6 protein-coding genes are annotated in these 22,191 nt (G+C 35.1%); 4 read left to right on the top strand and 2 right to left on the bottom strand.

The features are described from left to right. Positions 1–12: 12 nt before the first annotated feature. Positions 13–1,050: an RluA family pseudouridine synthase gene (locus tag AQ1685_RS12970; protein ID WP_095072790.1), complete on the top strand. Its 1,038-nt coding sequence runs from the start codon at positions 13–15 to the stop codon at positions 1,048–1,050. Positions 1,051–1,136: 86 nt separating this feature from the next. Here AQ1685_RS12970 and cmk read toward each other — a convergent pair whose 3' ends face one another. Both cmk and porQ read right to left on the bottom strand, forming a co-directional pair. Next, the gene (gene cmk, locus AQ1685_RS12965) at positions 1,137–1,829 is read right to left on the bottom strand and encodes a (d)CMP kinase (protein WP_095072788.1); all 693 of its coding nucleotides are present in this window, start codon (positions 1,827–1,829) and stop codon (positions 1,137–1,139) included. Positions 1,830–1,884: 55 nt separating this feature from the next. Beyond that, complete coding sequence (porQ, locus tag AQ1685_RS12960) at positions 1,885–2,931, bottom strand: type IX secretion system protein PorQ (RefSeq protein ID WP_095072787.1); 1,047 nt, start codon at positions 2,929–2,931, stop codon at positions 1,885–1,887. Positions 2,932–3,093: 162 nt separating this feature from the next. On the opposite strand from porQ, the gene AQ1685_RS12955 reads away from it, so the two are divergent. The 3 genes from AQ1685_RS12955 (at position 3,094) to AQ1685_RS12945 (ending at position 22,188) form a co-directional block, all read left to right on the top strand. Beyond that, positions 3,094–5,307, top strand: a complete 2,214-nt coding sequence (locus AQ1685_RS12955) for a T9SS type B sorting domain-containing protein (protein ID WP_095072785.1) — start codon at positions 3,094–3,096, stop codon at positions 5,305–5,307. A 3-nt stretch (positions 5,308–5,310) separates the two neighbouring features. Then, positions 5,311–7,215: a PorP/SprF family type IX secretion system membrane protein gene (locus AQ1685_RS12950; protein WP_095072783.1), complete on the top strand. Its 1,905-nt coding sequence runs from the start codon at positions 5,311–5,313 to the stop codon at positions 7,213–7,215. 123 nt (positions 7,216–7,338) lie between these two features. Beyond that, complete coding sequence (locus AQ1685_RS12945) at positions 7,339–22,188, top strand: beta strand repeat-containing protein (protein ID WP_095072781.1); 14,850 nt, start codon at positions 7,339–7,341, stop codon at positions 22,186–22,188. Positions 22,189–22,191 lie beyond the last annotated feature (3 nt).

The raw sequence follows: 22,191 nt of genomic DNA, 5'->3' as shown, positions 1-22,191 counted from the left end.
AATAGAGATTAGATGCAGGAGGAGAATTATGATATTCAAGACGAAAGTTCTGAATTATATGAACATTATCGTTTTACAGCTACAGAAGGACAAGACCCTTTACGTGTAGATAAGTTTTTGATGAACTTTATTGAAAATGCTACACGAAATAAAATTCAACAAGCGGCTAAGGCAGGGAACATTTTAGTAAATGATAAAGCTGTAAAATCGAATTACAAGGTAAAACCAAAAGATGTAGTTCGTGTAGTTTTAGCACATCCACCACACGAAAACTTATTAGTAGCTCAAGATATACCAATTAATATTGTATACGAAGATGATGATGTTATTGTGGTGAACAAAGAACCTGGTATGGTAGTTCATCCAGGTCATGGAAATTATTCAGGAACTTTAGTAAACGGATTAATTCATCATATCGAAAACTTACCAAAGAATAGCAATGAACGTCCTGGATTAGTTCATAGAATCGATAAAGATACCAGTGGTTTATTAGTTGTTGCTAAAACTGAGTTTGCGATGGCGCATTTATCTAAGCAGTTTTTTGATAAAACTACGGAGCGTCTGTATTATGCATTAGTTTGGGGAAGTGTTGAAAATGATGAAGGAACTATTGAAGGACATATCGGACGAAGTGCTAAAGATAGAATGCAAATGGCAGTATATCCTGATGGAGACTATGGTAAAGCAGCAGTGACACATTATAAGGTTATTGAACGTTTTACTTATGTTACTTTAGTTGAATGTCGTTTAGAGACAGGGCGAACACATCAGATTAGGGCACATTTTAAATATATTGGTCATACTTTATTTAACGATGAGCGTTATGGAGGTGATCAAATTTTAAAAGGAACAACATTTTCTAAATACAAACAATTTGTAGATAATTGTTTTAAGTTGTTACCAAGACAAGCCTTGCATGCAAAAACTTTAGGTTTTGTTCATCCAACTACTGGAGAGTTTATGCAATTTAATTCTGAAGTTCCAGAAGATATTAAAGCTTGTTTGGAAAAGTGGAGAAGATACTCTACGAATTCAACATTTGAAAGTTAAAGAAAGCTATTTGCTGAGAATCGCGTATTTCAAAAAATCTTATCATATATGCAGAATAGACGATTCTCAGCAGGTGTAATTTTAAGCTATTGTTTTCTATCGTTTACCAAACTCATAATACGTTCAAATTGTTCATTTAATCCCATATCAGAATTATCAAACTCTATAGCATCATCAGCTTTAGTTAAAGGAGAATCTTTTCTTGTAGAATCTATTCTATCTCTCTCTTGAACATTAAATAAAACTTCTTCATAATTTACTTTATCACCTCTATCTAATAATTCTTTATAACGTCTTGTAGCTCTTTTATCAGCAGAAGCAGTCATGAATAGTTTTAATTCAGCGTTAGGAAAAACAACAGTACCAATATCTCTACCGTCCATAACTATTCCTTTATCTTTTCCCATATTTTGTTGCTCTTGAACTAATTTCTTTCGAACTTCAGAAATAGCGGATACCTTGCTCACTAATTTAGAAACTTCAATGGTGCGTATTTCTCTTTCAACATTAGTATCATTTAAAAACATTTCGGCAAAACCAAGTTCAGCATTAAATAAAAAAGATAATTTGATGTTGTTTAAGTTATCAATTAATTGTTCTGAATCTAAATGGTTTGCAGATACGTAATTGTTTTTCATTGCGTAAAGCGTTACCGCTCTGTACATAGCTCCAGTATCTACGTATATATAGTTTAGTTCTTTAGCTAATTGTTTTGCAATTGTGCTTTTTCCTGTTGAAGAGAAGCCATCAATAGCGATAATAATTTTGCCTGTTTTCATTTAAAAAAAATATAGGGCAAAGATATAAGTTAAAGTGGAAGATAGAAGGAATAAGTTAATATTTAGTATCGTATTTACTAGGTTTTCCTCTGTTTAAATCTACTGCTATTCCAAAGGTACTTACGTTAGATGCAGTATGAAACCTTGAATAAGCATAATTTAATTTTACTTTATTCATTCGAAGTCCAAATCCAAAAGAAATTCCCCCAAACGATCTTATATTTTGTAATTGTAATTCTTTTCCTCTTCTGAAATTATAACCAACTCTAAGATTAACTGCTCTTTTAGGAAATAATTCAGCGCCAATACTAAAATGACGAAATAAATTATCAATAAAAGAAATATCTTCATTGGTTATGTTTCCATCTAAATCAGATGTTTGATTAGATGGATTAGCAACACTGATATTCCACTTTTGTAAGTTATCTGCAGTTAAATACCAGCGTATGGGTACATTTTCTAATAAGTACGAAGCACCTAAAGCAATTTCGAAAGGTAGCTTTTCTTTTTCCCCATTGAATGATGTAATTTGGGTACCTATATTCCTTAAAACTAAAGAGAAAATGTAAGGTTTTTTATCATTGTAATATGTGGCTCCAATATCTCCAGAGATTCCAAATGAAGAAAAATTAGCAATAGAGGAATTGATAAATCTTAGGTTGGCACCAAGATAAATATCTGTGTTAGGTATTCTGTATGCATACCCAAAAGACAAAGCAATATCACTTGCTCCAAATGTTCCTGTCTCATTACCTTCTGTGTCTGCTTGTATTAAAGTTCCGTAATTTACATAAGTAATATTACCATGTACTGTTTGTGAATATCTAGAAAAGCGATGTGCGTAAGATATAGAACCAACAGAAATATCAGCTAAATAACTGGTGTAATTTACAGAAAGCTTTCTGTCTAAATCTAAATTAATAACAGCAGGATTCCAAGTAGGTTGATCAACATCATCTACTAAAGTTAAAACTTTTCCTCCCAAAGCAGCTTGTCTGGCATTTGTTGTTGTATTTAGGAAGGAAAAAACAGAAGTTCCACCGACCTGACAATAGCAAATATTGGTAATAAACAAGCTAATAACAATAAAATGTTTTAGCATTTTTAAATGTTCGTATAATAAGTCTGTAAAATTAACGTATTAATTTTAAGGATAGTGTTTAATTTATATTTTAAATAATAAAAATTTTTTTTTATTATAAAATGAATATATTTGTGTGTTAAATGTGTTTTCACATTATAATTTTAATTGTCCCCATCAATTATGTATAAGTGTAAAAAAAATAAAGTACAATTTCTTTTTTTACTACTAACAGTAATGTTTAGTGGTGTTTCTTTTGGGCAATCTACATTAGAAAAGCCTGATTTACAATTTACTTTTGCTTGTGCGAAAGATGGGAGTAACAATTTCTGTTTAGATTTTACTTATCTAGGTACAGGTTATGATCCTAATAATGTATTTACAATTCAATTATCTGATCCAGATGGAAACTTCGATACAGGAAATAATAGAAATTTAAGAACTGTAACAGGTCAAAATAACACTTTTTTTGTGCCTGACGTATGTTTCCCATTTCCAGAAGACACTTACGGTTTTAATTATAGAATTCGTGTTTTATCTAGTATTCCAGATGAAAGTGGTCCACCTTCCGATCCTTTTGAAGCTTTCTTTACTACATCAGAACAATTAGTTTTAAATGACAGAAATCCAGTTGTTTTATGTGGAGGTTCTCAAACAGTATCAGTAAATGTAATAGACCCAGAATTTACATATTTATGGTTTAAGCAAGAAGGAGGAAGAGATGTTTTAATACCAGGTGAAACTGGTTCTTCTTTAGATATATCTCAACCTGGACGCTATTATGCCGCTATCAATTATGGTGATTGTACACAATCTGGTTCAGGTGTACGATCTAATTTTATAGATGTTACAGAAGTCGCTCCAACTAGTTTGAATATTGGTACAGAAACATTAATACAAATTTGTGCTAATGAAACTCATCAATTTATAGCAAGTGTAGATGATCCCTCATTTACTTATAATTGGTTTAAAGATGATGTACGTATAGATTTACCTCCTTATACACCAACATATACAACACCATCAAGCAATCAATTTGGTATATATCGTTTAGAAATAGAAGTAGGCGGGTGTAATTCTGTTTCTCAAAATGTTACGGTAGAACAAAGAGCAGGAGCGAGTTTTGATGTAACAATCGAAAATCCTGCTACTAGAGTTAGATTACCTAGAGAAACGATAAATTTAACTATAGATCATAACGCCAGTTCTTCTACAATCACATGGTTTAAAGATGGTGTAGCTTTACCATCAAGTAATTCTCTTACATTTCCCGCAGTTGAAGAAGGAGTATATTGTGCTGAAGTTGTAGATAATTCTTCATCGTGTCCAACATCAAAAAAGTCACCTGAATATACAGTCTTAGATGTTGTTTCAATAGAGCCAATGATAAGGGCAGAGTCAGATTATGTTGATTGTACAAATGAAAGTACTACTTTATCTATATCAGGAGTAAACGCTACAGCAACAGATGGAAATACTTATAGTTTAACTCAAGATCAGATAGATACGTTAACTTTTCAATGGTCTAAAGATGGAACTGATATAGCAGGCGCAACTTTAGATCAGTTAGATGTAGATTCATATAATGATAATGGAAGTTATGTTTTAAATGCTACTATTAGTGCAACGATGAATTTTGATTCTATGCCTTTAGATGTTTTATTAACTTTAACTGGTGTAGAAATACAATCTTCTTCTGTTTCTAATGCTTTATGTCCTGGTGAAACCATAACTTTTAATCTAAATATTGTTTCAGGTTTCACATATAGATGGTTTAAAGACGGAGTAGAATTGGTCGTTGCAGACCCAAGTACACTAGTAATTGATGAAATTGGTGTATATAGTGTGACTTATGAAGGATTTGGTTGTCTTAATAATGTAGCCGAAATTAATGTTGTTGAATTTGATGAGTCAGTTTTAGAAGTAAGTCCTTCTTCTACAGCAGTTTTAGAACCAGGAGAAACAATTACTTTAGAAGCTAGCGGAGCAGATTCATATGAATGGTTTAATGAAGCAGGAACGTTATTGTCTTCAAATGAAACTTTAGATGTTAACACTTTAGGAACATTTACAGTTTTTGGAACAGTAGGTGGGTGTAGAGCGCAGAGAGATATCAATGTTGTAGAAGATGATGGTAAATTAGTAATACCAAACATCATAACTCCATTTAATAGTGATGGGGTGAATGATACTTGGGAATTGCCAAATAGATTTGCATTTCAAGATAATGTTCAAGTAATTATTTATAATTCAAGAGGTAAAGAGGTTTTAAATACAACTGATTATCAAAATGATTGGCCTGTAAATAATAATTTGAAAGATGGAATGTTATTCTATTTCAGAGTTATCAGAGATAACAATATAATCAAATCGGGGACAATTTCTATATTGCAATAATATATGGTAAGGAAAATTACTTTAATTACACTATGTGTGTTTATGAACTTACTTTCTTATGCTCAAACGAGTATAGCTAGTGAAGATTCTTATAACGGTTTCTCTTCAAGGAGCTTCATGAAGTTTAATAACTTTATGACAGTTCCAACATTTTCTTTATTACATAGAGAAACATCAACAATAGAAGCTATTAGCAGAAGTTCTAATATAGAATTTGAAGACGCTTCAAGATTACATGTAGTTAGCTATTCGGGAAAAATGCGATCTAATGTTGGAGCTGGTATTGCGGTTTTTCAACAAGAAATCGGTGTTTTCAAAGATTTTGGAGCAATGGCTAATTATGCTTACCAAATAAATTTAAATGAAAAAACACGTTTAACTTTTGGGTTTAACTTTTTCTACAGTAGAAGAAGTTTAGATGAACCTAGAGTATTAACGAATACACCAGATCCTTTAATTAATAATTATCAAGATAGGCCAGTAGTTGTTTTACAACCAGCAGCAACAGTGTCTTTCGGTAATTTTGATGTCGGTTTATTCTTTGAAAATTTAGGAGATTTTAATCTGAAAACCAGTGATTTCGTAACTTCTTTTGGAGATAAAACAATTTCTGCTCACGCAGCCTACACACATAAATTGAAAAATACTAGTGGTTTATTAGCGGGTACTACTATTAGAGGTTTAGGAATAGGTAGAAGAACAAATACAGATGGTTTTTCTTATGCAGCAAATGTTTTAGCGGACTTACCGCGAGTAGGTTGGTTAAAAGTAGGCTATGATAAACTTTTCGGTTTAAATGCTGGTTTTGGTATCAATTTAAATAAGAGATTATCTATAGGTTTTTCATATGAAAAACAACAAAATTTAAGTGGAACTAACGAAGTAGGTTTAATTTATCGTTTAGGAAGAACAAAAAAGAAGAAAACTGGTTCTGTTACTGTTAATATTCCTGATAATTCACCAAAAGAAACAATTCAAAGAAATGAACAGGAATATGAAGATCCTGAACATAATGATTTATCTGATGAAATTAGAATAGCACAAGATTCTATTGATGCTTTAAACAAAAAAGTAGACGAAATTCTGAAGAAATTAGAAAATCAACCAACGAATACAAATACGACTACTATCATAAAAGAAGTTACACCAGCTAAACCAGATGAAGAAACGAGAGATCAATCTTTACCTAGAAGACCTGGTACACCTTGGAGAGAAAGAACAGTAACTGAAAGAGGTGGTGGTGGAACAATGTATTATGTTGCTATAGAGCAGTTTAAGTCATTGCAAAAAGCTAAAAATGAGGTGAAGTTTTACAACAATAAAAAGAGTGTAAAACAATACAATAGAACACATAAAAAGAAGATTAGAGCTAGATATGTTAGAGATCCTAAATTTAATGTGTACGTAGTTTACATCGATCGTCATGCTAAAGAGGAAGATGCTGAAGAACAGAGAGATGATATCAATGGAGCAATTAAAAATGAAGCAGAAAGTGATAGTGATGAAGATACAGGACTAGGTGAAATTACTGTTTCTGGTGGAGGAAACACATCTTCATCTAAAGATAGAGTTTATGTGATGAAAGTTACGTTAGGTCCTGAAGGTGAGACGTATAAAGTGCCGAAAACTCAGCCTAGAGCACGTATACAAACGATGCAAGTAACTGAAGGTGTAGCTCCTGGGTATTACATGCAAATAGGTGTGTTCTCGAAAAAACCTTATGCAGATAGGTTATTAGATGAACTAGAGAAAGATGGAATTAAAGCAGGTTATTTCCTTAACCCTAAAACAGGATATAGACATGTTTACATTCATAAGACACAAGACAAACAAGAAATTTTGAAATTATATAATAATAATTTAAATAATTCGTATTATGATAGGAAGAATATTGTTCATGTACGATAAAATGTACAAACAATAAGGATTTAAATATGTCATAAAAAATGATTATATTTAAGCGAACCCTATTTTTTAGTTTTATAAGTTTTTGATTACAAGTTTTTTATAGAAAAGCATAAATCCCCAAAGATGAAAAAAAAATTACTTTTTCTATTCGCAGCTTTTACTCTATTGTTTGGTTTTTCTCAAGAAGAACAAAATCAGACGCAGGTAAAGTATAAAGTTCAAAAATTCTCTAAAGAAACTAGAGAAAGCCTTAATCCAGATGCAACTGTGAAAAAAGGTATATCTGAAACTCCACCAAATAATTTAATGGCAAGGAGAAGACCAGATGTTACCTTCGCAGAAAGAAGATTACCTGTTGGAGGTATTAACCTAAGAGGTAATATTACTTTTGTAGGTAATAATATCTTAAATAGAGATTATCAGGATTTCACAAGGTATACGAGAAGTGCTACAACAAGGAGATTTACAGATCGTTGTGGGAACCGATATAGAGATTTCACTTACACTGCTACTTCACAAAATATAGATGCTAACGTACCACATCCTAACAATGCAGCTGGAGATGACTTATATATAGTTAGTTTTGTAAATGGTTGTGGAAGAGCGTTTTTTACAAGCTTAAATGATGCCCAGTTTAACAATGGGGATTATTTTATGGATTATATTGATATAGATGATATAGAAGGCATAACGGGGAATGCCGATACGTTTTCATCTTCAAAATCTACTTTAAATCTACCTGACTGTTCAAGAGTTGTTCATGCAAGTTTATATTGGGCAGCAGTATTTCCATATGAAACTTGGGAAACAGAAAACGCAAGACCAGGTGACTATAGAGATATAAAATTTAAATTACCAGGGCAACCTTATCAAGATATCACTAGTGATGAAGTTCTTTATGATAGTGGTATTGCAACGCAACGACCTTATGTCTGTTACAAGGATGTAACTTCTATGGTTCAAGGACTTTCTAATCCAAATGGTGATTATTTTGCTGGTAATATTAGAGCAACAACAGGTTGGGATAGAAACAACGGATTAGGTGGTTCTGCTGGTTGGGTAATGGTTATTGTTTATGAAAATGAAACGGAATCAAGTAAGAATATTTCACTATTCGATGGATTTGCAACCATTGATGGTTCAAATGCAGCTACAGTAAATTTCACAGGATTTAACACTATTCCTTCTGGACCAGTGCGTGCACAATTTTTAACAGCTGCTTTAGAAGGAGATAATTTTATTTCAGGAGATAATTTTCAAATTAGAAATACAGCTGGAGCTCAAGTAAACGTAAGTACACCAACTACAAATCCAGTAAATAACTTTTTTAATGGTAGTATAACACAATACGATGCACATACTACATCTCGAAACCCAGATAGTGAGAATACTTTAGGTTTTGATGTAGATTTATTTAATGTAGACAATCCTCTAAATATCAATATTGGAAATAATCAATCTAGTTTAGATGCTACATTCACCACCGGTGGTGATGTGTATTGGCCTTTTCTAAATGTTTTTGCAATTGAAATTATAGAACCTGTTATTCAGTTAGTTAAGACTGTTGATGATAATGCAGGTAATGATTTAGCTGGAGCAACTGTTGGTCTTGGAGGTGATTTATGGTACAATGTATCCTTTCAAAATACAGGAACTGATGATGCAGTTAATACTACAATTAGAGATATTTTACCAAGAAATGTAAATTTAGTTCCAGCAGACGTAATTACACCACCTGGTGTAACATTAGCAGGTTATGATCCTCCTTCTTCATTAAATGGATTTAGGGGAGTATTAACATTTGAAGTAGATGATTCTCTTGTAGAAGAAGGTGGTGCGGTCCATAACATACGTTTCCATGTTCAAGTAGTAACAGATTGTAGTTTATTAACTGATGTTTGTTCTAATATAGTAGAAAATGTAGCAGAAGCTAGCTACGATGGTCGAACTGGAGGTGTTTCTGTAAGTTTAAGTCCTAGTGTATCTGGTATAGATGCATGTAATTTTGGTATAGCAGGTTCTACAAACTTCTTAGTAGATATTGCTAGTTGTAATAATTTTACTCAAAATGTTTCTTTGTGTGGAGCAACAGTTGATTTAACAGCTGGTGCTGGATTTGCAAATTATGAATGGAGAGATGATTCAGGTAATATAATTGCCTCAGGAGATGAAGCATCAACTAGAACAATAACAGTAAGTGCAACAGGTACTTATACAGTAACGAAAACAAATCCATCAGGATCACCATCAGCTTGTGTTCCTTTTGATGAAACTTTTGAAGTTGGACCATTTGGTTCAGGTACAAATCCAATCATACCTTCAGCAGACAGAGTTGTTACTTGTGTAAACGATACAACTTTAGAACTAGCAGAAATTTATTTGTGTGGTAGCGCAGATTCAAGAACAATACCGACAGGTGTAGGTTCACCGACAACTGTAAGGTGGCAGGTTCTAACTTCAGGTACAACACCAACACCACATCCAACATGTCCAGATGTAGGAGGAACTTGGGTTGACGTAGCTACTGATGCTAATAGTACAACGAGAACTTTTTCTGATGCAGGACAATATAGACTTATTGTAGAAGAACCAGGAGGATGTTTTGAACGTTATTATTTTAATGTATTTAAAGGTACAGTTAATCCTACTATTGTTACAGAAGATATTATTTGTTCTACTGATGGTAGCATAACTATTAATAACGTACCAGCAGGTTATGAATACGCTGTTGTACCTGCAGGAGATCCTGCACCAGGAGCAGGAGCATACCAAACATCTAATATTTTTCCAATTAGTACAGCAGGAAATTATGATGTTTATATAAGAAATGTAGCAATTTCTTGTGTATTTCCTTATCCAGATCAATCAGTTGGTATAGTTGGTATTGATGTAGATGTAACAACTACTCCAATTTTATGTGCTGGAGATACAGGAGAAATTGATGTTCAAATAAATTCGCCTACTTCAGGACAATTTATTTATAATATAACAAGTGGTGGATCAGTAGTTAGTTCTTTTGGACCAACAACAGATCGTTCTAGAACTTTTCCAATAACTACTTCAGGAACCTACACAGTAGAAATTACTTCTACTACTAGTAGTTGTAGTTATTCTGAGACTCTTCCAGCAATCACAGTACCACCAGCTTTAAATTTAAATGCAACAAACTCAAAGAATATAGATTGTTCTAACGGAGTTATAGATTTATCAGCAAGTGGAGGTACGCCAGGTGCAAGTGGTTATACTTATGCTTTATGGTCATATACACCAGCAACTGGAGCAACAAAAGCAGCAATTTCTTATTCTGCTGTAACTGATATTCCTGCTACTTACAACGCAACAACTTTTGAGGGTTTTACAACAAGCACAACATATAATATACCAACAGGAAGCGAAGGTACTTATGAATTTATAGTTGTTGATGATAACAACTGTACTCAAACATCTTCTCCTGTTACAATTATTTTAGAAGAGCCTTTACAGTTTTCAGAAACACACACTGATGCAACTTGTTCCGGAAATACAGATGGAACAATTACAATTAATACTGAGAGTCCTCCAGGATTATTAGCATATTCTTTAGAATATAGTAATGATGGTGGTACTACATACCAAGCGTCTAGTTCATTTACTGCTTTAGCACCAGGTGATTATACAATTACGATTAGAGCTACCAAAGGTCGTTCAGTATGTAGTTACACAGTAGGACCTATTAACATAGCAAATCCAAGTTCACCAACAAGTAGTGCGAGTTTAACGCAAGATTCTACATGTACTCAGCCAAATGGAATTATTACATTTACAACGGCAACAGGTGGTTCAGGTTCTGGTTATCAGTATAGTGTTGACAATGGAGTAACTTGGCAGTTTTCAAATGTTTTCAATAATATAACTCCAGGAACTTACAATTTACAGGTTAGAGATTCTAACGGATGTAGTAATCCTGTATTACCTGCAATAGTGGTAGATCCTCATCCTGTAATTCCAGATTTCACTAATACTATAGATTACAATTGTGATGGAACTGCTACAGTAACTTTAATAGCTCCAGCAACCCCTTCATTAACATATACTTATAGTATAGATGGAGGAACACCTCAAGCTTCAAATGTTTTTACAAATGTAAACCCAGCAGCACATACCTTCACAGTAAGAGCTGACAGAGCTTGTCCTAGAGATTTTATCATAAATGTTTTACAGAATCAGCAATTTAATGGTAGTATTGTTTCTTCTACAAATTCTGAATGTAACTCTTCAAATAATGGATCAATAACAATACAAGCAAATAATTTTAATGGAGGAAGTTATGAATACTCTATTGATGGTGGAGCTAGTTGGTCATCTACAGGAGATAATCCTTTTAGAATTGTAGGTGTTGCAGCTGGTACTCATAATGTTAGAATCCGTGAAACATCTGGAACTATCATTTGTGAGTTAGATTTAGGAGATGTAACGATCACAGAGCCAACACCATTAAATGTTACAGGAACAATTACTACAAGTCCTGATTGTAATGGAGGTACAGCTACAATTGATGTCCAAGGAAGTGGAGGAACGCCACCATATGAATATAGTATTGATAATGGAACAACTTGGCAAACTTCAACTGTATTTTCAGGATTAGCACCTGGAACTTATACAGTTAATATAAGAGACGGTAATAATTGTACTGAATGCGGTTGTTCAACAGATCCATTTACTAATGGAAGTTTTGAAAGTGTTCCTTCCGGTATTACAACTTTTAGAATTTTTGATGAGAATCAATTAGATGGTTGGGATAGTACTGCTTCCAATAACAGAGTAGAAATATGGAGAGATGGTAATCAAGGAGTTCCAGCATCAGATGGAGATTATTTTGCAGAGTTAAATGCAGATGAAGCATCTGCTTTGTACCAAGAATTTTGTACAATTCCAGGAGATATTATCAATTGGTCTTTAGACCATAGAGGAAGAAGTGGAACAGATGTTGCAGAAGTAAGAATCGGAGGAGATTTAGTAACAGCTAATTTCACCCAAACTATGTCTGATGGAAATACTACATGGGGAACATATTCAGGTTCTTATACAGTTCCAGTTGGCCAAACAACTACTGTAATTTCTTTCGTCGCAATTTCCACAGCTTCAGGTCGTTTATCTATAGGGAATTTTATAGATAATGTAAGAATGACAGTGAATGCTGTAGGATGTGTACCTTTTGAAGTAGATATTCCTACACCTTCAAATCCTACTCATGTAGCTACTCCTACAGTTTGTTACAATGGAAGTAACGGAGAGATTTCAGTTACAGCATCAGGAGGATCTGGAAGTGATTATAATTTTAGTATTGATAATGGAGCGAGTTGGTCAGTACCAAGTCCAGCATCATCAACTTTTGTATTTACAGGTTTAACTCCAGGAAGTTATGAAGTTTTAGTTCGTGATGGATTTGGCTGTGTTTCACTAGCCTCGACAGAAGTTATCAATCCAGTTTTAACCGCTACAGTTGCAACAAGTCCAGTTACATGTAACGACGGAAGTGTTACTATAACAGCAAGTGGAGGAAATAATTCATATGAATATTCAGTAGTTACTTCAGGAGGAGCAACTAATTATGTTTCAAGTAACACCTTCCCAATAACTACAGGAGGAAGTTATGACATTTCGGTTCGTGATGGATTAGGATGTATCTATAATGAAACCATCACAGTTGGTTCTGTTGCTAATCCAAGTGTTGTTGTTACACCAACGCAACCTTCATGTTCAGGCGATAGTGGTGCTATTAATATTAGCATTTCAGATGGAGTTGCAGATTATACAGTCACAGTTACAAGTACAGGGACAGCTATTGCTACGGCTACTTCGAGTGATGTTATCCGTAATTATACAGGTTTATCAGATGGAGATTATGAGTTTGTAATTACAGATGGCAACGGTTGTAGTTCGGCACCAGTTAGTGTAACTATAGCCGCACCAACAGCATTAACAAGTACAGCTAGTCTTACACAAAATTACACTTGTGTTCAGAATGGTCAGATTACTTTTACAGGAGCTATGGGTGGTACTCCACCATATAGTTATGGAGTTAACGGAGTTTACTCTAGTGATTTAGTTTATAATAATTTAACAGAAGGTACTTATGTTTTAACGGTTCGAGATGATAATGGTTGTGAGATAAGTTTACCTAATATCGTTATAGATCCATTACCAGCTTTACCAACGTTTAGTTCAAGTGTTAGTTATGAGTGTAATGGAGACGGAAATATATCAATTACTCCAGTAGATCCAAGTTATACCTACACTTTAGGAGGAACGACAAATAGTACAGGAGTATTTCCAGGATTAACAAATGGTAATTATACTATTACAGTTGATTACGGACGCGCTTGTACTACAGATGTGATAGTTACCGTTTTAGACAATCAAGAATTATTAGGTTCAGTAAGTAAACTGACCGATGCAGTTTGTAATGGAGATACAAATGGAAGTATAGAAATAAGTGCGAGCAATTTTGGAAGTTCATTTGAATTTAGTACTGATGGAGGTACAAGTTGGTCAGCTCCAGTTTCAACGAGTCCAGTTGTAGTAAATACATTAGGATCAGGGAGTTATGATGTTCGTATTCGTACTACAGTTAATGGTACACAGTGTGATATTTCATTAGGATCAGTAACTATTACAGAGCCAGCACCAGTAGTTGCAAGTGGAAGTATTACCCAAGATCCAACATGTAATCCAGCAGTTGGAGCAACAATTACCCCGAGTGCTACAGGAGGTACAGGTCCATATACATATCAATTAGATTCAACAGGAGCATTCCAATCAGGACCATTTACTGATGTTGCAGTAGGAAGCCATACGATTATAGCTATGGATTCTAACGGATGTTTATCACCAGCATCAGCACCAATAAATGTTGTAGCACCTTCAAATCCTACTCATGTAGCTACTCCTACAGTTTGTTATAATGGAAGTAACGGAGAGATTTCAGTTACAGCATCAGGAGGATCGGGAAGTGATTATAATTTTAGTATTGATAATGGAGCGAGTTGGTCAGTTCCAAGTCCAGCATCATCAACTTTTGTATTTACAGGTTTAATTCCAGGAAGTTATGAAGTTTTAGTTCGTGATGGATTTGGCTGTGTTTCACTAGCTTCGACAGAAGTTATCAATCCAGTTTTAACCGCTACAGTTGCAACAAGTCCAGTTACATGTAACGACGGAAGTGTTACTATAACAGCAAGTGGAGGAAATAATTCATATGAATATTCAGTAGTTACTTCAGGAGGAGCAACTAATTATGTTTCGAGTAACACCTTCCCAATAACCACAGGAGGAAGTTATGATGTTTCGGTTCGTGATGGATTAGGATGTATCTATAATGAAACCATCACAGTTGGTTCTATTGTCAATCCAAGTGTTGTTGTTACACCAACGCAACCTTCATGTTCAGGCGATAGTGGTGCTATTAATATTAGCATTTCAGATGGAGTTGCAGATTACACAGTCACAGTTACAAGTACAGGGACAGCTATTGCTACGGCTACTTCGAGTGATGTTATCCGTAATTATACAGGTTTATCAGACGGAGATTATGAGTTTGTAATTACAGATGGCAACGGTTGTAGTTCGGCACCAGTTAGTGTAACTATAGCTGCACCAACAGCATTAACAAGTACAGCTAGTCTTACACAAAATTACACTTGTGTTCAGAACGGTCAGATCACTTTTACAGGGGCTATGGGTGGTACTTCACCATATAGTTATGGAGTTAACGGAGTTTACTCTAGTGATTTAGTTTATAATAATTTAACAGAAGGTACTTATGTTTTAACCGTTCGCGATGATAATGGTTGTGAGATAAGTTTACCTAATATCGTTATAGATCCATTACCAGCTTTACCAACGTTTAGTTCAAGTGTTAGTTATGAGTGTAATGGAGACGGAAATATATCAATTACTCCAGTAGATCCAAGTTATACCTATACTTTAGGAGGAACGACAAATAGTACAGGAGTATTTCCAGGATTAACAAATGGTAATTATACTATTACAGTTGATTACGGACGCGCTTGTACTACAGATGTGATAGTTACCGTTTTAGACAATCAAGAATTATTAGGTTCAGTAAGTAAACTGACCGATGCAGTTTGTAATGGAGATACAAATGCAAGTATAGAAATAAGTGCGAGCAATTTTGGAAGTTCATTTGAATTTAGTACTGATGGAGGTACAAGTTGGTCCGCTCCAGTTTCAACGAGTCCAGTTGTAGTAAATACATTAGGAGCAGGGAATTATGATGTTCGTATTCGTACTACAGTTAATGGTACACAGTGTGATATTTCATTAGGATCAGTAACCATTACAGAGCCAGCACCAGTAGTTGCAAGTGGAAGTATTACCCAAGATCCAACATGTAATCCAGCAGTTGGAGCAACAATTACCCCGAGTGCTACAGGAGGTACAGGTCCATATACATATCAATTAGATTCAACAGGAGCATTCCAATCAGGACCATTTACAGATGTTGCAGTAGGAAGCCATACGATTATAGCTATGGATTCTAACGGATGTTTATCACCAGCATCAGCACCAATAAATGTTGTTGCACCTTCAAATCCTACTCATGTAGCTACTCCTACGGTTTGTTATAATGGAAGTAACGGAGAGATTTCAGTTACAGCATCAGGAGGATCGGGAAGTGATTATAATTTTAGTATTGATAATGGAGCGAGTTGGTCAGTTCCAAGTCCAGCATCATCAACTTTTGTATTTACAGGTTTAACTCCAGGAAGTTATGAAGTTTTAGTTCGTGATGGATTTGGCTGTGTTTCACTAGCTTCGACAGAAGTTATCAATCCAGTTTTAACCGCTACAGTAGCAACAAGTCCAGTTACATGTAACGACGGAAGTGTTACTATAACAGCAAGTGGAGGAAATAATTCATATGAATATTCAGTAGTTACTTCAGGAGGAGCAACTAATTATGTTTCGAGTAACACCTTCCCAATAACTACAGGAGGAAGTTATGACATTTCGGTTCGTGATGGATTAGGATGTATCTATAATGAAACCATCACAGTTGGTTCTGTTGCTAATCCAAGTGTTGTTGTTACACCAACGCAACCTTCATGTTCAGGCGATAGTGGTGCTATTAATATTAGCATTTCAGATGGAGTTGCAGATTATACAGTCACAGTTACAAGTACAGGGACAGCTATTGCTACGGCTACTTCGAGTGATGTTATCCGTAATTATACAGGTTTATCAGATGGAGATTATGAGTTTGTAATTACAGATGGCAACGGTTGTAGTTCGGCACCAGTTAGTGTAACTATAGCCGCACCAACAGCATTAACAAGTACAGCTAGTCTTACACAAAATTACACTTGTGTTCAGAATGGTCAGATTACTTTTACAGGAGCTATGGGTGGTACTCCACCATATAGTTATGGAGTTAACGGAGTTTACTCTAGTGATTTAGTTTATAATAATTTAACAGAAGGTACTTATGTTTTAACGGTTCGAGATGATAATGGTTGTGAGATAAGTTTACCTAATATCGTTATAGATCCATTACCAGCTTTACCAACGTTTAGTTCAAGTGTTAGTTATGAGTGTAATGGAGACGGAAATATATCAATTACTCCAGTAGATCCAAGTTATACCTATACTTTAGGAGGAACGACAAACAGTACAGGAGTATTTCCAGGATTAACAAATGGTAATTATACTATTACAGTTGATTACGGACGCGCTTGTACTACAGATGTGATAGTTACCGTTTTAGACAATCAAGAATTATTAGGTTCAGTAAGTAAACTGACCGATGCAGTTTGTAATGGAGATACAAATGGAAGTATAGAAATAAGTGCGAGCAATTTTGGAAGTTCATTTGAATTTAGTACTGATGGAGGTACAAGTTGGTCCGCTCCAGTTTCAACAAGTCCAGTTGTAGTAAATACATTAGGAGCAGGAAATTATGATGTTCGTATTCGTACTACAGTTAATGGTACACAGTGTGATATTTCATTAGGATCAGTAACCATTACAGAACCAGCACCAGTAGTTGCAAGTGGAAGTATTACTCAAGATCCTACATGTAATCCAGCAGTTGGAGCAACAATTACCCCGAGTGCTACAGGAGGTACAGGTCCATACACATATCAATTAGATTCAACAGGAGCATTCCAATCAGGACCATTTACTGATGTTGCAGTAGGAAGCCATACGATTATAGCTATGGATTCTAACGGATGTTTATCACCAGCATCAGCACCAATAAATGTTGTAGCACCTTCAAATCCTACTCATGTAGCTACTCCTACAGTTTGTTATAATGGAAGTAACGGAGAGATTTCAGTTACAGCATCAGGAGGATCGGGAAGTGATTATAATTTTAGTATTGATAATGGAGCGAGTTGGTCAGTTCCAAGTCCAGCATCATCAACTTTTGTATTTACAGGTTTAATTCCAGGAAGTTATGAAGTTTTAGTTCGTGATGGATTTGGCTGTGTTTCACTAGCTTCGACAGAAGTTATCAATCCAGTTTTAACCGCTACAGTTGCAACAAGTCCAGTTACATGTAACGACGGAAGTGTTACTATAACAGCAAGTGGAGGAAATAATTCATATGAATATTCAGTAGTTACTTCAGGAGGAGCAACTAATTATGTTTCGAGTAACACCTTCCCAATAACCACAGGAGGAAGTTATGATGTTTCGGTTCGTGATGGATTAGGATGTATCTATAATGAAACCATCACAGTTGGTTCTATTGTCAATCCAAGTGTTGTTGTTACACCAACGCAACCTTCATGTTCAGGCGATAGTGGTGCTATTAATATTAGCATTTCAGATGGAGTTGCAGATTACACAGTCACAGTTACAAGTACAGGGACAGCTATTGCTACGGCTACTTCGAGTGATGTTATCCGTAATTATACAGGTTTATCAGACGGAGATTATGAGTTTGTAATTACAGATGGCAACGGTTGTAGTTCGGCACCAGTTAGTGTAACTATAGCTGCACCAACAGCATTAATAAGTACAGCTAGTCTTACACAAAATTACACTTGTGTTCAGAACGGTCAGATCACTTTTACAGGGGCTATGGGTGGTACTTCACCATATAGTTATGGAGTTAACGGAGTTTACTCTAGTGATTTAGTTTATAATAATTTAACAGAAGGTACTTATGTTTTAACCGTTCGCGATGATAATGGTTGTGAGATAAGTTTACCTAATATCGTTATAGATCCATTACCAGCTTTACCAACGTTTAGTTCAAGTGTTAGTTATGAGTGTAATGGAGACGGAAATATATCAATTACTCCAGTAGATCCAAGTTATACCTATACTTTAGGAGGAACGACAAATAGTACAGGAGTATTTCCAGGATTAACAAATGGTAATTATACTATTACAGTTGATTACGGACGCGCTTGTACTACAGATGTGATAGTTACCGTTTTAGACAATCAAGAATTATTAGGTTCAGTAAGTAAACTGACCGATGCAGTTTGTAATGGAGATACAAATGCAAGTATAGAAATAAGTGCGAGCAATTTTGGAAGTTCATTTGAATTTAGTACTGATGGAGGTACAAGTTGGTCCGCTCCAGTTTCAACGAGTCCAGTTGTAGTAAATACATTAGGAGCAGGGAATTATGATGTTCGTATTCGTACTACAGTTAATGGTACACAGTGTGATATTTCATTAGGATCAGTAACCATTACAGAGCCAGCACCAGTAGTTGCAAGTGGAAGTATTACCCAAGATCCAACATGTAATCCAGCAGTTGGAGCAACAATTACCCCGAGTGCTACAGGAGGTACAGGTCCATATACATATCAATTAGATTCAACAGGAGCATTCCAATCAGGACCATTTACAGATGTTGCAGTAGGAAGCCATACGATTATAGCTATGGATTCTAACGGATGTTTATCACCAGCATCAGCACCAATAAATGTTGTTGGTCCTGCTACTGTGGTATTTACTGCGACTCCAACAGCTTGTTTTGATGGAACAAATGGAGAGATTGTAGTAAATGTTACTTCTGGAAATGGAGATTATCAGTATATTTTAAATGGTGGTGCTCCACAAACACCAGGAACTTCGACATTTACATTTACAGGATTAGGAGCAGGTAGTTATACAATCGATGTAGTTGATGGAAGAGGATGTACAAATACACAATTAGTTAGAGTAATAAATGAACAATTAACAGCATCTGTTGATATTATAGATGCTAGCTGTAACGACGGATCAATAACAGTTAATGCTTTAGGAGGAACAGGAGCAGGTACTTATGTATATTCTGTTACACTAGCAAATGCAGGAACTCCAGCAGATGCAACATTTAGTAATACTAACCCAATAGCTTTATCAGGAAATACTTATGATGTTTACGTAAGAGATAACAATGGAAATTCAGGATATTGTGAATTTTTATTAGAAGATGTTATAGTTAATACATTAACTAATGTTTCTATAAGTTTAACAGATACTCAACCTACATGTAATGGAGACACAGGTAGCATAGAAGTAGTAATATCAGATGGTTTATCACCACATGATTTATCAATAACTGATGGTAGTACAACTACAAATGTTAATGATTTTACAGGAACTAATTATACGTTTAATAGTTTACCTGCAGGAAATTATACAGTTTCTATAACAGATGATTTAGGATGTACAGATACTGCATCTGTAACTTTAACGGATCCACCAGTATTAACTGCGAATATAGATCCTATTCTTCCTGCATGTGGAACACCATTTGTTGGAAACGAAAGTTTATTTGGATTTGAATTTTCAGGTTTTCCTTCAGTAGCACCATATACATTAGAATTTAGTTCAGATAATGGAGCTACTTGGCAAACTTCACCAACTTTTACAGGAATAAATCAAGGAACAATAGTAAATCCAGTTATACGTATAGTTGATGGAGCAACAGTACGTTGTTTAACAACTTTCCCTCCTTACACCATTCCGTTTAATGTAGAAGGTTTAATTGTAGACCCTGTAGCTAATCCTGCTACTTGTGCAGGAGGATTTAGTGTCACTGTAGAAGCGATAAATGGAGCACCTCCATTCGAATTTGCTATTGATGATCCAACAGTTTGGTTCCCAGCAGATGCTTCTGGAAGTCCAGATCCAACAAGAACAAGAACTTTTAGTGGTTTAACTCCAGGTCTTACATATACATTCTATGTTAGAGATGCTTCAGGGTGTATAGAAGAAAATAATGAAGACGTTTATGATACATTTACACCAGGGGTTCTTTTAGTAGGAACAGCAACAAGTGATGATTGTGCAGGAGGACCACCAGATACAGGTAGTATTACTTTTACAATAACAAATACATCTGGAGATTTATCTGATCCTTTTGATTACACATTATATAGAAGAGATGATGTTACCAACGCAGGCGTAGCAGTACCAGGATTTACTGGTATAACACAAAATGGTTTTGCAGATATTACAGTTTCAGGTTTAGGAGAAGGACGTTATTATATTGAAACAACTTCTTCACCTTCCGGCTGTATGTTTGGTAGTGAAGATGTTCAAATAATAGAAGGAGTACCAATTTCAGGTGATCTAACAGTAGTAAATGACATTACATGTGATACACCAGGAGTTGTAAGAATAGATAACGTAGTAGGAGGTTTTCCACCATATACATTTACACTAGGAACAGTTACCAATGCAACAGCGACATTAAGTGGAAACACAGTAGAAGTAGCCTTTGCTGATGTTACAACTATAACCTCTCCTGTAGATGTTTCAGTTATCATCACAGATAGCAATGGAAATAGTTGTACAACAACATTAGGACCAGAAACTTTAACGGTAAGCCAACCACCTGTTTTAGAAGTAGCAGATGTTACATCAAGTACTTGTTCAACAGATAAAAGTATCACAATAACAACAGCTAATGGGGTACAGACTATTGGAGGTACTGCACCTTATCAATATTCTATTGACGGAGGAACAACTTATAGTGCTCCTACATCAGACACTTCATTTACTGAGAGTGGTTTAGCACCAGGTAATTATAATGTAATTATAAGAGACGCTAATGGATGTACTAGTACTACAGTTCCAGTTACTTTATATGAAGAATTAGATTTTAACTTAGCGATACAACAAAATTTAAATTGTACACCAGGGGAAGCAATAATCAGAATTACAGTAGCTTCAGGTGTAGACTTAGGTGCTACAGGAAACTTTACTTACACTATTAATGGAGTTGCTCCTACAGCAGATCCAGCTCTTACGAGCGGAACTATATCGGGTACAGATACTTTTGAAGACCATATTGTAACTACAGATGGTACTTATGAGGTTGTAGTTACAGATGTACCTTCAGGTTGTAGTGTGACTAGACGAATCACAGTTAATCCAGTTATATTACCAGACTTTACAGCATTGGCTATCGATAATGGTAATTGTAATGGAAGTAATGAAGGTATTATTGAGATGGTTGCAGTAGATAATGGATTATTACCATTAAGTTACGAGATCAATGGAACTTTAACAGCTGGAGGAACGTTTACTGCAACGACTACTACGACACAGTTTACAGGTTTAGCCCCTGGAGATTATGTAGTAACAGCAACAGGAACAAACGGATGTACATCAAATTCAGCTACGATTACCATTACAGAGTTACCAGTAGTAAACTTCACAACAGCTCCAGTAGTTACAGGATTTGGCTGTACTACAGATAATAACACAGATTCAGCAGTTGTTACGGTAAATGCTAGTGATGTATCAGGCGGAAGCGGAAACTATGTACGAGTAGAGTTTGTTTATGATAATGGTACAGCAGCTACAGGAGACGATATCACTCAAGATGGTACAAGCTTTAGCTTTACAACGAGCAATGTTTTAGGTGGAAATGTATCGATTACTGTTTTCGATGATGAGGGATGTTCAGCGAATACTACAGCCTTTATTCCAGCGTTCCAATGCGTTAATAAGTAATCC

Source organism: Tenacibaculum jejuense, assembly GCF_900198195.1.
Lineage (GTDB): Bacteria > Bacteroidota > Bacteroidia > Flavobacteriales > Flavobacteriaceae > Polaribacter > Polaribacter jejuensis.
Note: the sequence above shows the minus strand (reverse complement) of the source record. Positions and strands in the feature narration are given on the sequence as shown.